This window comes from Trichlorobacter lovleyi, assembly GCF_015239775.1.
Classification (GTDB): Bacteria; Desulfobacterota; Desulfuromonadia; order Geobacterales; family Pseudopelobacteraceae; genus Trichlorobacter; species Trichlorobacter lovleyi_B.
In genome coordinates this window covers 572,325-585,450 of record NZ_CP058409.1, presented here as the reverse complement: position 1 = coordinate 585,450, position 13,126 = coordinate 572,325, and the positions used below count along the sequence as shown (strand labels likewise).

The following is a 13,126-nucleotide window of genomic DNA, read 5'->3' as shown; positions in this document are numbered from 1 at the left end:
CGTTCAGTCCTTACATGGGAGGAATAACATGTCCGCCAAAAGAGACAACCTGATCGTTGGCCTGGATATCGGTACAACCAAGATCTGTGCCATTGTCGGCAACCATACCGAAGACGGCATCGAAATCGTCGGTATCGGCACCAGCCCCTCCAGTGGCCTGCGCAAGGGTGTGGTCATCAATATCGAAAGCACCGTGGCTTCCATCAAAAAGGCCATTGAAGAGGCCGAGCTGATGGCCGGTTGCGAAATCAAATCGGTCTACGCCGGTATCGCCGGCGGCCATATCAAAGGGATCAACTCCCAGGGTGTCATCGCCATCAAAAACCGCGAAGTGTCGCAGGAGGATGTCAAGCGGGTGATTGACGCGGCCAAGGCGATCGCCATCCCGATGGACCGCGAGGTGATCCATATCCTGCCGCAGGAGTTCATCATTGATGAGCAGGACGGTATCCGTGAGCCGCTGGGAATGAGCGGCGTGCGACTGGAGGCCAAGGTACATATCGTCACCGGTGCGGTTGCCAGCGCCCAGAATATCGTCAAATCCTGCAACCGGGCCGGCTTGGATGTTGCCGATATCGTGCTTGAACAGCTGGCCTCATCGGAGGCGGTCCTGTCCGCCGATGAAAAAGAGCTGGGGGTCTGTCTGGTTGATATCGGCGGCGGTACCACCGATATCGCTATTTTTGGCGATGGCGCCATCAAATATACCTCTGTCATCTCTTTGGGCGGCAATCAGCTGACCAACGACATTGCGGTGGGGCTGCGCACACCGTTTGCAGAGGCGGAAAAGATCAAACGCAATCAGGGCTGCTGCCTGTCCGCACTGGTGGGCAAGGACGAAAAGATCGAAGTTCCCAGTGTCGGGGGACGCAAACCGCGGGAACTGTCCCGTAACGTGTTATGTGAAATTTTAGGTCCCCGGGTTGAGGAGCTGTTTTCCTTAGTGAATCGTGAAATTATTAAATCAGGATTGGAAGACTCCATTGCATCTGGGGTTGTAATTACCGGTGGATCGAGTATACTTGAAGGCATGCCTGAGCTGGCTGAACAGATCTTCAACCTGCCGGTCCGACGCGGTCTACCCCAACATATCGGAGGGCTCACCGACGTTGTCAATTCACCAGTATATTCAACCGGAGTCGGACTGATTGTCTACGGCAGCCGCAACCAGGGACCGCGCGAGTTTCCAGCTGCCAAATCGGAAGACAGCATCTTCAACACCACCACACGGCGGATGAAAAGCTGGTTCCGCGAGTTTTTCTAAGACACACCCGGGCGCTATGGGATCGTACCACAAGCATAAGACAGCCCTGACAACTTATCTTGACACTACACAAGGGGGAGCGGATGTTCGAATTTGACGAGACCATCGAGCAGAGTGCGGTCATCAAGGTCATCGGAGTAGGTGGTGGAGGCGGCAATGCCGTTAACACCATGGTGACCAGCGGCATGAACAAGGTGGAATTTATAGTTGCCAATACCGATGCCCAGGCACTCCGCTCCTCGAAGGCACCGGTAAAAGTTCAGTTGGGCGGTCAGCTGACCAAGGGACTTGGCGCCGGGGCCAACCCCAATGTCGGCCGCGACGCAGCCCTGGAAGACAAGGACAAGCTGGTTGACATGCTGCGTGGTGCCGACATGATCTTCATCGCAGCCGGCATGGGCGGCGGCACCGGTACCGGTGCAGCGCCGGTCATTGCAGAGGCGGCCCGTGAAGCCGGTGCGCTCACCGTCGGTATTGTCACCAAACCGTTTTCCCGTGAAGGCAAGCAGCGGATGGCCAAGGCCGACGAAGGTGTCCGCGCCCTGAAGCAACATGTCGACTCACTGATCATCATCCCCAATGACCGCCTGATCAGCATCGCCCCGCGTTCGCTGGGTATCCTTGACGCATTCAAACCTTCCGATGACGTCCTGCGTCAGGCGGTGCAGGGCATCTCAGACCTGATCACCACCTCAGGTTTCATCAACGTCGACTTTGCCGACGTGAAGGCAATCATGAGCGAGCGTGGCATGGCCATGATGGGCATCGGTATCGCCGAGGGTGATAACCGGGCCATCGAGGCTGCTGTCAAGGCGATCTCGTCGCCACTGCTCGAAGACATTGACGTCTCAGGTGCCAAAGGAGTACTGGTCAATATCACCGGTTCATCCAGCATGACCATGGACGATTTTGATGCGGTCAACAAGACGGTCCATGAAAAAGTCCATGAGGACGCCAATATCATCATCGGTGTGGTGATTGATGAGACCTTGGGCGAGACCATCAAGGTAACGGCCATTGTAACCGGCTTTGGCGACAAGTTTGGTGAGACCGAGCGCAACCGCAACTTCAGCAGCATTGCCGCTGTTGCCAAACCGAATACCGTTGTCAGCATCGATACGCCGACCTTCATCCGCGATCGCCAGAAGACCGAGGGGCCCCGCCCTACCCGCCACGTCGGGTCGGTCTCCTTTGATGACGAAGACGCCTATGACATTCCTACGTTTCTGAGAAAATCGGTGGACTAGCACCTCCCTGAACAGATACAAAAAAGCGGCCTTCGCTCTCGAAGGCCGCTTTTTTTTGTTCTAGGGACAGCAGGTTGACCAGGTTATATGCAACAACGCCAGCAGGGCTGAAGCCAGGACAACAGGAAATTCAAAGGCAACGACCTCTCCCCAAAACAGAGACAGCACCCTACGCTAGAACTAGTTTACTGGTTGCAATCATGGGCATACATCATGGCAAGTTGCGCCCGGTTTTCCAGACAGCGAGGACAGAGTTGCCCGGCATCCTGCCAGACCTCTTCGGCAAGCCAGGCACCGGCCTCATGAAAAACCGAGTCAAGCGGAACCGTTTCATCATACTCAGCACCGCAGATACTGCACTGCTTCATAGCTCCTCCTCCAACCGCTCCATTGCAGCCTGATACTCGCTTACCAGCCGTTCCCTGTCCGCAACCGGGGCAACTTCCCAGACCAGTTCGTCATCAAGCGCAAGGGTCCGGGTAACACAGGCCTCAACATCAATCCTGCAGAGCTTTGCAGCCTTCCTGAGGTTCAACCCTTCCGCCATCTGCAGCAGCAGGGGAGTCAGTTCACGGCCGCCCCGCGACAGCAGCGCCTGCAGCACACAGCCATGCAGGTCTTCCACCTTCAGACGTACATTGGCAAGCGGTCTGATCCGCTTTTCAAGCCAGGTCACCTTGCGTTTCAACTCCTCCAGCGGACACATGCCGGCCCACTGCAAGGGCGTAAACGGTTTCGGAATGAACGGATTCACCGACAGGGTGATTTCACCCAGGCGTTTATGCAGACGGGCCTGTTCAACCACCCGGTCCTTGATAGCCGCTGTCAGATTGACCAGTTCCTCCAGGTCCTGGTCATTCTCACCCGGCAGGCCGATAATAAAATACAGCCGCAGGTTCAAGATACCGGCCCGGGCAACCGCCTCTGCAGCCTCCAGGATCTGGTCGGCGGTCAGGTTCTTGCGGATCATATCACGCATCCGCTGCGACCCGCCTTCCGGTGCCAGCGAGATCGTGCGATGGCCTGATTTGGCCAGCAGTTCAAGCATATGAGGCGTTAGCCGGTCCACCCGCAGCGAGGACAATGAGGGAGAACCGCCCTGCTCAACAATAAAATCACAAAGCGCTTCAATACTGCGGTGATCAGAGACGGCCGCACCAACCAGGCCGATCGTCCTGCGGTGCTGCAGGCCATTCAGCACCGCTGCCTTGAGCAGTTCCAGCGGTTGCTGACGAAACGGCTGATACACAAAACCAGCAGCACAGAATCGGCAACCGCGCGGACAGCCCCGACTGACCTCAACCAGAAACATGTTCCCGAACTCGGTTTCATCGGTCAGCAACACCGAGCAGGCCGGTGGGGCTGCAGCAGGAGCGATAACCCGGTGAGGCACTGCACCATCCCCGGCAGCAGGGAGATAACTGCCCGGCAGTCTGCCAAGCTCTTGCAGCAGCAGCTCTCGTGCAGCGCCATGCCGCACAAACAGCGCAGCCAGGGGAGGAATCAGCGCCTCTCCCTCACCAAAGGTAATCAAGTCAAAAAACTCGGCCGCAGGTTCAGGATTGATCAGAAAAGCGGCACCACCGGCAATCACCAACGGGTCGCCAGCAGTGCGGTCTACGGCACACGCAGGTATGCGTGCCAGCTTAAGGATGCGGGGAATGTTGACAAAGTCAGGCTCAAACGAGATTGAAAAGGCCACCAGATCAAAGTCGGACAGCGGACGCTCGTTCTCCAGCGACACCAGCGTATCCCCCGATTTCAGATAGGCGTCCAGCTCATCCCGGTCCGGCAGAAAAGCACGCTCGCAGACCAGATCCGGCTGATCATTGAACAGCTTGTAGACAGTTTGGAAACCCAGACTGCTCATGGCTACGGCATAGTGATTGGGGTAGACTAGGCAGACCGAGAACGCACCACCCCGCCCTGCCGGGATCGCCCCTGTCTCTGCCCCGCGCCTGCGCCGCAGTATTTGCTGGATCTGCCAGTTCATCAACTGCAACCATTGATTTCTTGCATAATCGTTCCGGATCTCCGCTCCACCTGTTACGCTGAGCCGCATGAGCCTGTACCAGCTAAAAAGGCACAGACATGAAAACCGGCGATTACCCATGTACCCGTTGTGGGTTGAGACCCTCTCAGTATGCTGTTACCTGTACTCTAGAAACACTATATTTTTATGACCATTGCTTTCTGCAGTGTGAAAGCCTACATGCTTTGAGACAAGAATACCAATGATATATGACAACTTAAAACAGAAACAAATCTGTTCGATACTATCACGCCGAGTAGCTGAATAAACCCGTTGAGATGTGTGTAAAAAGCCCTGCCGTCAGTAAGACGGCAGGGCTTTTTAAGGATTGCTGGTAAATCTGCTAATGATATTCGATCTCCTGATGTAGTGACCACAACTGATGTGCATCAAGCTTAAGACGTGCGAGTGTTGCCAAGGCGCTGATCCGGGCCTGGAGTGCCGTCAGCTGCCCTTCAATTGCAAGCCTTCGATTAAGCAAAACCTGATCAAGGCTTCCCTCGCCCAAACTGTAGGCCCGTTCTGACAACCGGGCTGCTTCAGCCAGTGCCTGGGCAGCCTGTTCCGCCTGCCTCCAGTTGTCAGTCTGTGCTGTTGCTGCCTCAAAAAGTGAGAGTGCTTCACTGCGCAGTCGCTGTTCCAGGAGATATTTTGACTTTTGTGCGGCGGAGGCAAGACGTAATGCGGCTTGCTGATCGGAACGTCGTGCAGATCCAGGCAGCGTGAGCACCAGGTTCAGCCCAAACACATGCTCACTGCCATTCCCTTCATTTTTGTAGAAGGCTCCCACACTCGGGTCAATACTGTCTCGCGTAGCAAACTGATCCGCCTCTACCTGCAGCATATCGGCCTTATAACGCGCACGCATCAGTTCGTGGTTATGCGCCAAGGCCAAGGTTACATAATTTTCTGCTGTTCCCTCCGGGTCTGCCGGAAGAGGCAAAAACTCATCTGCAGCTATTTGCAGCCCAGGGAATTCTGCCCCCAGCTGCCTCCGCGCCTGCAGTTCCTGCATGACTGTTACCTGCTGCTGCAGGCGGATCTGCGCAAAAGCCGCTTCAGCGCTAACCTGTTCTGATCGGGGAGCCTCTCCTACTTTTATGCGGGTCTTGACGGTTTCAAGTTGCTGCTCGCCCAACTTAATCTGAGCTTGCCAGAGCTGTGACTGGCTGTATTTACCCAGCCATTCAAACCATAGGGTGAGCAATCGTCTGCCGCTTTCGTGCAACACCTCACCTAATTGTGCCTTACTATGATCAACAAGAGACTTGGCCAGTTTATGGTCTGCCCGTGCTCTTGAGGGGAGACGCAAGGGGCGTGACAAACTTACGCTTCCTTCAGTATGGTTCTCTTGCGGTGGCAATTGAAGACGCCGATAAGCTGCCTCTGCCGCCAGCACCCATTCTTCACGCCCACCCTGCAAACTCTGGCTGTTCAAAATCTGCGCTTCCAATTCACCACGCGCCTGGACCACCGGGGCCGAGGACAATAGTGCTGCCTCTGCCGCTGCTGCGGCAGGCAGGTAATCTGCCTGTGCCGTTGTTACCAATGATAACGCAGCAACAACAAGCAGGATCAGTCTGACGACATCCATTCTGGATCTCCTTTGAGAATGAATTGACGGTATAAGAGCGGTAGCATGACGAGGGTCAGCAAGGTAGCACTGACCAGACCACCGATGACAACAATGGCTAGCGGACGCTGAATTTCGGATCCCGGTCCTGTGGCAAAAAGCAGAGGAACCAAGCCAAAGGCTGCAATGCTCGCGGTCATAAGCACAGGCCGTAAACGGCGCAGAGCACCGTCTCGTACGATATCGTTACCCTTTACTCCGTTATCACGGAGCTGGTTGAAATAGCTAACCAACACAACACCATTCAAGACCGCAATCCCAAGCAAGGCAATAAATCCAACTGATGCCGGCACCGACATGTATTCACCAGAGACCGCAAGTGCAAAAATACCGCCAATCAGTGCAAGGGGAACATTCATCATGACCAGCAGTGCTTGCCGTGCATCTCCAAAAGTCACGTGCAAAAGCCCTCCGATCAACATCAACGCAATCGGCACAACGATCATCAATCTCCTGGCGGCCCGTTGCTGGTTTTCAAACTGGCCTCCCCAGGTCAGGCTGTAGCCGGATGGCAGCTTCACCTTTGAGGCTACTGCCAGTTTAGCATCGCCTACAAAGCTGACCAGGTCCCGTCCGGCAACATTACTTTGGACAACAGTAAAACGGGCAGCATTTTCCCGCTTTACCGCCACCGGCCCGTTGGTCCGGGTAAGGTGGGCCACCTGGTCAAGGCTGATCTCGCGTCCGTCCGGCAAAACAAGCCGGATTCGCTGCAGAGCGTCGGGGGAATTCCGCAACTCAACAGGTCCGCGCAATTGCAACGGTACGCGTCTCCCCTCATATTGAATCGTTCCGATGACATCGCCTTCAAGCTGTGTCCTCAAAAGCATCGCGATATTATCAGCACTCAGACCAAAACGGGTAATGGCGTCACGATCAATTTCAGCCTGTAGGTACTGTACTCCTGAATTCTGCTGAGTATAAACGTCGGAGGCGCCGGGGACCTTTTCAATAACCGCAAAAATTTCTGATGCCAGGCGGTTCAGGGTAGGCAAGTCAGGGCCAAAGATCTTGATAGCAACATCACCACGTGAACCGGTAAGCATCTCGGAGACTCGCATATCGATTGGCTGGGTGAAGTTATAGGCTATACCGGGAAATCCCTCAACGACAGTACGAATCTTACCAATTAGCCACTGTTTATCACGTTTTCGCCACTCCTTCATCGGCTTGAGTACTAGAAATGAGTCAGTGTCATTCAACCCCATCGGATCAAGCCCAAGGTCGTCTGCACCTGCACGGGCAACGATCCGTTTGATTTCAGGAATGTTTTTAATCAGAGCCTGCTGAACCCGCAGGTCTTGTGCAGTTGCCGCTTCAAGGCTGATTGATGGCAGCTTTTCAAGCTGCACCAGTATATCTCCTTCATCCATGGTGGGCATAAAGGTCTTCCCGATAAACGGGAATATAGCAACTGCAGCCACCATAAGCAGCCCCGCCGTGGCGTAGACAGGCCAGGGACGCTCCAGCGCCCGATTGAGAAGAGGTGTGTACACGGCCTGAGCCTTGCGTATCAGCCAGGTCTCGCTGTGCGATGCCTGTTTCAGCAGCATGGCTGCAAGCACCGGAATAACAGTAAGAGACAGCAGGAGTGATGCCGCCAGCGCAAAGACAATGGTCAATGCCACCGGCTTGAAGAGTTTGCCTTCAAGCCCCTGCAAGGAAAGAAGCGGCAGAAATACAATGGCGATGATGATAATGCCTGATGTTACCGGACTGGATACCTCCTGAACGGCCCTGAGCACCTTGCGCATCGTTTTCTCATTGCCGCCCTCAGCAGCGGTATGGTGCCCAAGATGATCAACTACGTTTTCTACCACGACAACGGCGGCGTCAACCAGCAGACCGATGGCAATAGCCAGTCCGCCAAGGCTCATCAAATTAGCCGAAAGCCCAAACTGGCGCATTAATACAAAGGTAGCAAGAACGGATAACGGTAATATCAGGGCCACCACAACGGCAGCACGCCAATTTCCCAAAAAGAGCAGCAGTAAGATCAGCACCAGTACTGCAGCCTCAAGCAGGGCCTTGCTTACGGTACCAACGGCGCGATCCACAAGCTGAGCTCGATCATAAAACGGTGAAATGGTCACTCCTTTGGGCAGCGTTGTTTGTATCTCAGCAAGTTTAGTCTTAACGCTAGCAATCAGTTTGCCGGCATTTACCCCCTTTAACCCTATGACCAGCCCTTCAACGGCCTCGCCTTTTCCGTTTTGAGTGACAGCACCATAACGCGTCATTTCTCCAAATTCCACCTGAGCTACATCACCGACGGTAACAACCGTACTACCGACCGACTTCACGCCAATACTACGTAACCCGGCTAGTGTAGAGACACCACCATTGATACGAACAACCCAGGTTTCTTCTCCCTCATTCACCCTGCCGGCGCCATCATTACGGGTATTGTTTTCCAGCGCAGTGCGCAGTTCCTCCAGCGTTACCCCTCGGGCCGTCAATGCAGCAGGCTTCGGAGTTACAGAAAAGGTTACCACCCTTCCGCCAAGGGCGTTGACATCCGCAACACCTGGCAGAGAGCGCAGTTGCGGACGCACCGTCCAATCAAGCAAGGACCGTTTTTCCGCCAGACTGAGGGGGCCCTCAATGGTAAACATAAACAATTCAGAGAGTGGAGTTGAAATTGGAGCTAAACCGCCGGAGACACTTGCCGGAAGGTCCCCCTTGACATTACTGAAACGCTCGGCCACTTGCTGGCGTGCCCAATAAATGTCTGTACCTTCTTCAAAATCGACAGTGATATCAACAAGAGCGTTTTTTGAAAGGCTGCGCAAAATGGTTTGTTTTGGAATACCGAGTAGCTCTGTTTCAACAGGCTGGGTGATGCGGGTCTCGACCTCCTCTGGGGTCATACCTGGCGCCTTCAGAATTAGCTTGACCTGTGTTGTTGATACATCGGGAAAGGCATCGATAGGTATTTCCCGAAAGGCGTAAATACCAAGTCCCAGCACAAAAAACAAAGTCAAAACAAGTATAAGCCAGCTTCTATCCAGCGCAAATTCGGTCAGGGTATGAAGTGCCTTGAGCATATTATTTCTCCAACCATTGTGCCTTCAGTGCTGCGACCCCCTGTACAGCCACCTTGTTACCGGCTGTCAGGCCTTTCACCTCAGCGTGGCTTGAGCCTCGACGTATTATTTGGACTGGTGCGACCATAAAACCATTCTCATTTTCTACAAAAACGTATGCAGCAGCGCCTTTCCAAACGAGTGCAGTTGTAGGTACGGAAACAGTTTTAGCTGTCTGTTTACCGGCTATTGAAACCTCAACCGATTGCCCCGGGCGCAATGTTTTCTGGGGATCGGTTATTCTGGCCCGCGCAAGTACACTTTGAGCATTATTCAGGTGCGGCAGCAAGGTTGTGATACGCCCTCTCGCTGCACACCCCTGGATTTTAACCAGTTGCCCAGGTGCAACCTGCTGGGACTGGGTCACTGTCAGAGGGATTTCAAGCAGCAATGTCGACAGATCTGCCACCTTGATCAGGGCCATTCCTGCATCAACGCGTTGGCCTGGCTCCACCGTACCTTCGGTAATAACACCGCTGATCGGTGAGGTGAGTGTGATGGTACTGCCATGAACCTTCCCTGCACCGAGCATAGCAAGTGCAGTCTGGGCTGCGACCAGGCCTGCCTGGGTAGATTGCGCCTCTGATTGGGTGTTGCGCAGTCTGGACTCCGAGATGAGCCCTTCTTTAAAAAGCTTCTCGTCCCGCTGAGAGTTGTTTGCTGCCAGGCGGGCCTTGAGCTCTGCCTGAGTTAGATTATTTTGAGCTTCGGCAAGACCAGGCATTGAAAGCGTTATCAGGGCTGTACCCTGCTTAACCGTGTCTCCAACCTGGTGATGCAACTGGGTAATCAGTGCCGGACCACCCGCTGCGACAACCCGAACACCGGTATTAGACAGTGCAACACGGGCCATGCAGATTAATGCTGTACCATTCCCTTGTGCCTCTACCGGAGTAGTGATAATTCCCAGATTAGTTTTTTGATCTGCTTTTACCATCAGCTGATCGATGGCAAAAGCTGGTATAATTCCAGTAAACAGAATTACCAACACAGTAACTAGGTTGAATTTGCTAAAAAGGCCGGATGTGTGAGACATGGATAATCTCCTTTAGCAACCATGTGATTCACCCAGGAGGGGCGAGGACAGGCAGTTAGATAGGATGCACCTCTTTAACTGAACATTACGACCTTGATTTTATCTAAATATTAATATGTTTTAATACCACAGCAACTGCCTCCTGGCAAATGCATGGCTGCAAATAATTCCGTATCAGCACCAGCACAAGCACTAACACATCATTATTACACAAAATTTATATCTGACTTTCTATTACTTGATCCGACAAAATAAGACTCTTAACCAGACAACCAGGAGATAGGTCACGCCCCTGTTGTGAATGAGACCTTCACTACCTCTTAAACTCAAAAAGGCGCCGCATGTAACATGCGGCGCCTTAACACACCTAACCCTCACTACTCAGGAATCTTATCCCTTTGCTATTGTCACAGTCATACTTACCGCTAATTTGCTCATCAGGGCAGTAATACCACTGCCAGGAAAGTGGCTAGGCACAATTGATAGACCTGCTGGAACAGCTTGCTGCACCACTACCGGCAAGGTAACCGAAGCGCCGGACGCAGATACCGTTACCTTATCACCATCAACAACAGCCAGTTTTGCCGCATCAGCAGTACTCAAAAGGATCGTGGCTTCAGCAGCAACCAACAGGTTGTTGGCCGACCAGCTGGTGTAGCTGCCGTTATGGCGCAGGAACGGTGCAATCAGCAGGGTCATGGAACCGGCAGCATGGGCCTGGGGCGCAGCAAAGGCCAGCACCGGAGCTTCCAGCTGCTTTTTGACAACCGGGGCGATTTCCTGCTGCACTGCAGCCAGACTGGGAACAGCACCGCCGCTCAAACGGGCATAGAGGTCACCCAGGATGATGTAATCAGGGCGGGCCTCACCCGGTGCTGTGGCTGCAGCAGTGAAGCTCTGGGTGCGGTTGTCGGTACTGGTAAAGCTGCCGGACTTTTCCGGTGCAGCAGCAGCGGGCAGCAGCACATCAGCCAGCTGGGCCGTTGCGGAGGGGAACAGATCCAGCACCACCAGACACTCCAGCTTCTGCAGGGCAGCTGCGACCCTGGAACGGTTGGGCAGTTGCATTAGATCAGAGCCCACGACGTACAAACAGCGGATCTCGCCCTTTTCGATCCCGTCAATAATGCCGAACAGGTCTTTCCCCCCTGCGCCCGGCACGACACCCATATCAAGCATCCCCTGGGTGTTATTCTTCTCATCAATCGGATAGAGATCGGCAGCGGTCAGGATCGCCAGGTTCAGGGCACCGGTAACGGCGGCAGCGGCATCGACACTGCGAATGAACTCAAAACCGTACATGACAGCGACCTGTCCGTTGATGAACGAAACCGCATCGACAAAATCAGCCTCGGTCAAGCCGGTGGCAGCCTGTATCTGATCAAAGCTGGTGCCTGCCACGGACTGTTTGAAGGCCTCCAGCCCTTCAGCGGCAACGGCCTTGTTCAGGCTGATGGCTGCCTTGGCCAGACCAAGGGCAACAAAGCCTTCAGAGCCGGCCTTGTAACGCAGTGAGCTGTTGGCAAACTTATCCAGGGAGGTGGGACGGGCAGAGGCGATTACCAGCTTGGCATCACGCTTGGTGGCCGCCTTGATGGCACGATAGCCGAAACCGGCTGATTCTGCCTTCAGGTCAGACCCCAGCACAATGATGCAGCCGGCCTGTTCCAGGGCATCCATCGGTTTGGTGGCACCGGTCATGCCGATCAGCTTTGCCTGCAGCTCCTGAGCCTGAGCATAGCCGAGGCGGGCCTCGGAATCCAGGTTGGCGGAGCCGATTGCCTGTGTGACCAGCTTGGCAAACAGGTAGTTCTCTTCATTGGTCACCCGGGGTGAACCGATACCGGCCACGGCAGCAGCACCGTACTTGGCGATGATCTCCTTGGTGGCGGATACGGCCGTGGACAGGGCAGCATCCCAGGAAGCCGGTTTCTGCTGGCCATCAACCCCTTTGATCAGCGGCTGGGTCAGACGCTCTGCGGCATTGAATGCGCTGTAACCAAAACGGCCATTGATACAAAGATTACCGTTGTTGTAGGTACGGTCATCACTGGTGACCCGGGCGACCTTGCCGTTCTGGAGGTGATACTCGATCTGACAGCCGGATGAGCAGAAACCGCAGATACCGTTCTTTACCTCAAAGGACCAGGGGCGGCCGGCAAACTTGAACGGCTTGCTGATCAGGGTACCGGTGGGGCAGGCAGCGATGCAGTTACCGCAGAAGTCGCAATCCAGCGGCTTACCGGAGACGGTTTCAACCACGGCGCGATCACCGCAGGACTGGGTCTCAATGGCGCCGACACCGGTGATCTCACGGCAGACCTTGACACACTTCTCACACAGAATGCAGCGATTGGGATCACTCTCCAGCAGGGACCAGTCATAGCGAATCTGCAGGCGCTCCAGATCAGCGGCATACTCCTGCTTGGCAACACCCAGACCGTAGCAGGTATCCTGCAGATCGCACTCACCAGCCGCATCGCAGATCGGACAGTCCAGCGGGTGATTGACCAGCATCAGCTCCATGGTCTTCTTGCGAATCTTCTCCAGCTCAGGAGACTGGGTCGTGACCTTGATCCCTTCCTTGACCGGCGTATTGCAGGCGGTCATGGGACGTTCAACCCCTTCCACATGCACGGCACAGACACGGCAGGCACCGGTGGTGGAGATCTTTTCCAGCCAGCAGAGCGTCGGGATCTTGATCCCCAGCTTCCGGGCGGCATCCAGGATGGTGGTTCCGGCCGGAACCTGGACATCGGTGCCGTCAATGGTCAGGGAGATGGTCTTATTGGTATCGCAGCATTCAGTGTGTGCCATTACTTAGTTTC

Annotated in this window: 8 protein-coding genes; 2 read left to right on the top strand and 6 right to left on the bottom strand. The window is 54.6% G+C overall.

What is annotated here, in order from left to right:
* The first annotated feature begins 28 nt into the window (after nt 1-28).
* On the top strand, nt 29-1,264 hold the full coding sequence (gene ftsA / locus FY034_RS02665; protein ID WP_265553548.1) for a cell division protein FtsA: 1,236 nt from the start codon (nt 29-31) through the stop codon (nt 1,262-1,264).
* Nucleotides 1,265-1,347: 83 nt separating this feature from the next.
* The gene (ftsZ, locus tag FY034_RS02660; protein WP_265553547.1) at nt 1,348-2,511 is read left to right on the top strand and encodes a cell division protein FtsZ; all 1,164 of its coding nucleotides are present in this window, start codon (nt 1,348-1,350) and stop codon (nt 2,509-2,511) included.
* 185 nt (nt 2,512-2,696) lie between these two features.
* Here ftsZ and FY034_RS02655 read toward each other — a convergent pair whose 3' ends face one another.
* From FY034_RS02655 to FY034_RS02630, 6 genes are all read right to left on the bottom strand, one after another.
* Nucleotides 2,697-2,879, bottom strand: a complete 183-nt coding sequence (locus tag FY034_RS02655; protein WP_265553546.1) for a hypothetical protein — start codon at nt 2,877-2,879, stop codon at nt 2,697-2,699.
* Nucleotides 2,876-4,504, bottom strand: a complete 1,629-nt coding sequence (locus FY034_RS02650; protein WP_265553545.1) for a radical SAM protein — start codon at nt 4,502-4,504, stop codon at nt 2,876-2,878. The genes FY034_RS02655 and FY034_RS02650 overlap by 4 nt, the downstream gene beginning before the upstream one ends.
* A 382-nt stretch (nt 4,505-4,886) precedes the next feature.
* Nucleotides 4,887-5,996, bottom strand: coding sequence for a TolC family protein (locus FY034_RS02645; RefSeq protein WP_265553544.1), 1,110 nt, complete (start codon nt 5,994-5,996; stop codon nt 4,887-4,889).
* A gap of 122 nt (nt 5,997-6,118) precedes the next feature.
* Nucleotides 6,119-9,223, bottom strand: coding sequence for an efflux RND transporter permease subunit (locus FY034_RS02640; RefSeq protein WP_265553543.1), 3,105 nt, complete (start codon nt 9,221-9,223; stop codon nt 6,119-6,121).
* A 1-nt stretch (nt 9,224) separates the two neighbouring features.
* Nucleotides 9,225-10,298: an efflux RND transporter periplasmic adaptor subunit gene (locus tag FY034_RS02635; protein WP_265553542.1), complete on the bottom strand. Its 1,074-nt coding sequence runs from the start codon at nt 10,296-10,298 to the stop codon at nt 9,225-9,227.
* Nucleotides 10,299-10,688: 390 nt separating this feature from the next.
* The gene (locus FY034_RS02630) at nt 10,689-13,115 is read right to left on the bottom strand and encodes a molybdopterin-dependent oxidoreductase (RefSeq protein ID WP_265553541.1); all 2,427 of its coding nucleotides are present in this window, start codon (nt 13,113-13,115) and stop codon (nt 10,689-10,691) included.
* Nucleotides 13,116-13,126: the final 11 nt, after the last annotated feature.

Coding starts and splice junctions, on each gene's coding strand:
- ftsA (WP_265553548.1), top strand. CDS start 29: ATGTCCGCCAAAAGAGACAACCTGATCGTTGGCCTGGATATCGGTACA.
- ftsZ (WP_265553547.1), top strand. CDS start 1,348: ATGTTCGAATTTGACGAGACCATCGAGCAGAGTGCGGTCATCAAGGTC.
- FY034_RS02655 (WP_265553546.1), bottom strand. CDS start 2,879: ATGAAGCAGTGCAGTATCTGCGGTGCTGAGTATGATGAAACGGTTCCG.
- FY034_RS02650 (WP_265553545.1), bottom strand. CDS start 4,504: ATGAACTGGCAGATCCAGCAAATACTGCGGCGCAGGCGCGGGGCAGAG.
- FY034_RS02640 (WP_265553543.1), bottom strand. CDS start 9,223: ATGCTCAAGGCACTTCATACCCTGACCGAATTTGCGCTGGATAGAAGC.
- FY034_RS02635 (WP_265553542.1), bottom strand. CDS start 10,298: ATGTCTCACACATCCGGCCTTTTTAGCAAATTCAACCTAGTTACTGTG.
- FY034_RS02630 (WP_265553541.1), bottom strand. CDS start 13,115: ATGGCACACACTGAATGCTGCGATACCAATAAGACCATCTCCCTGACC.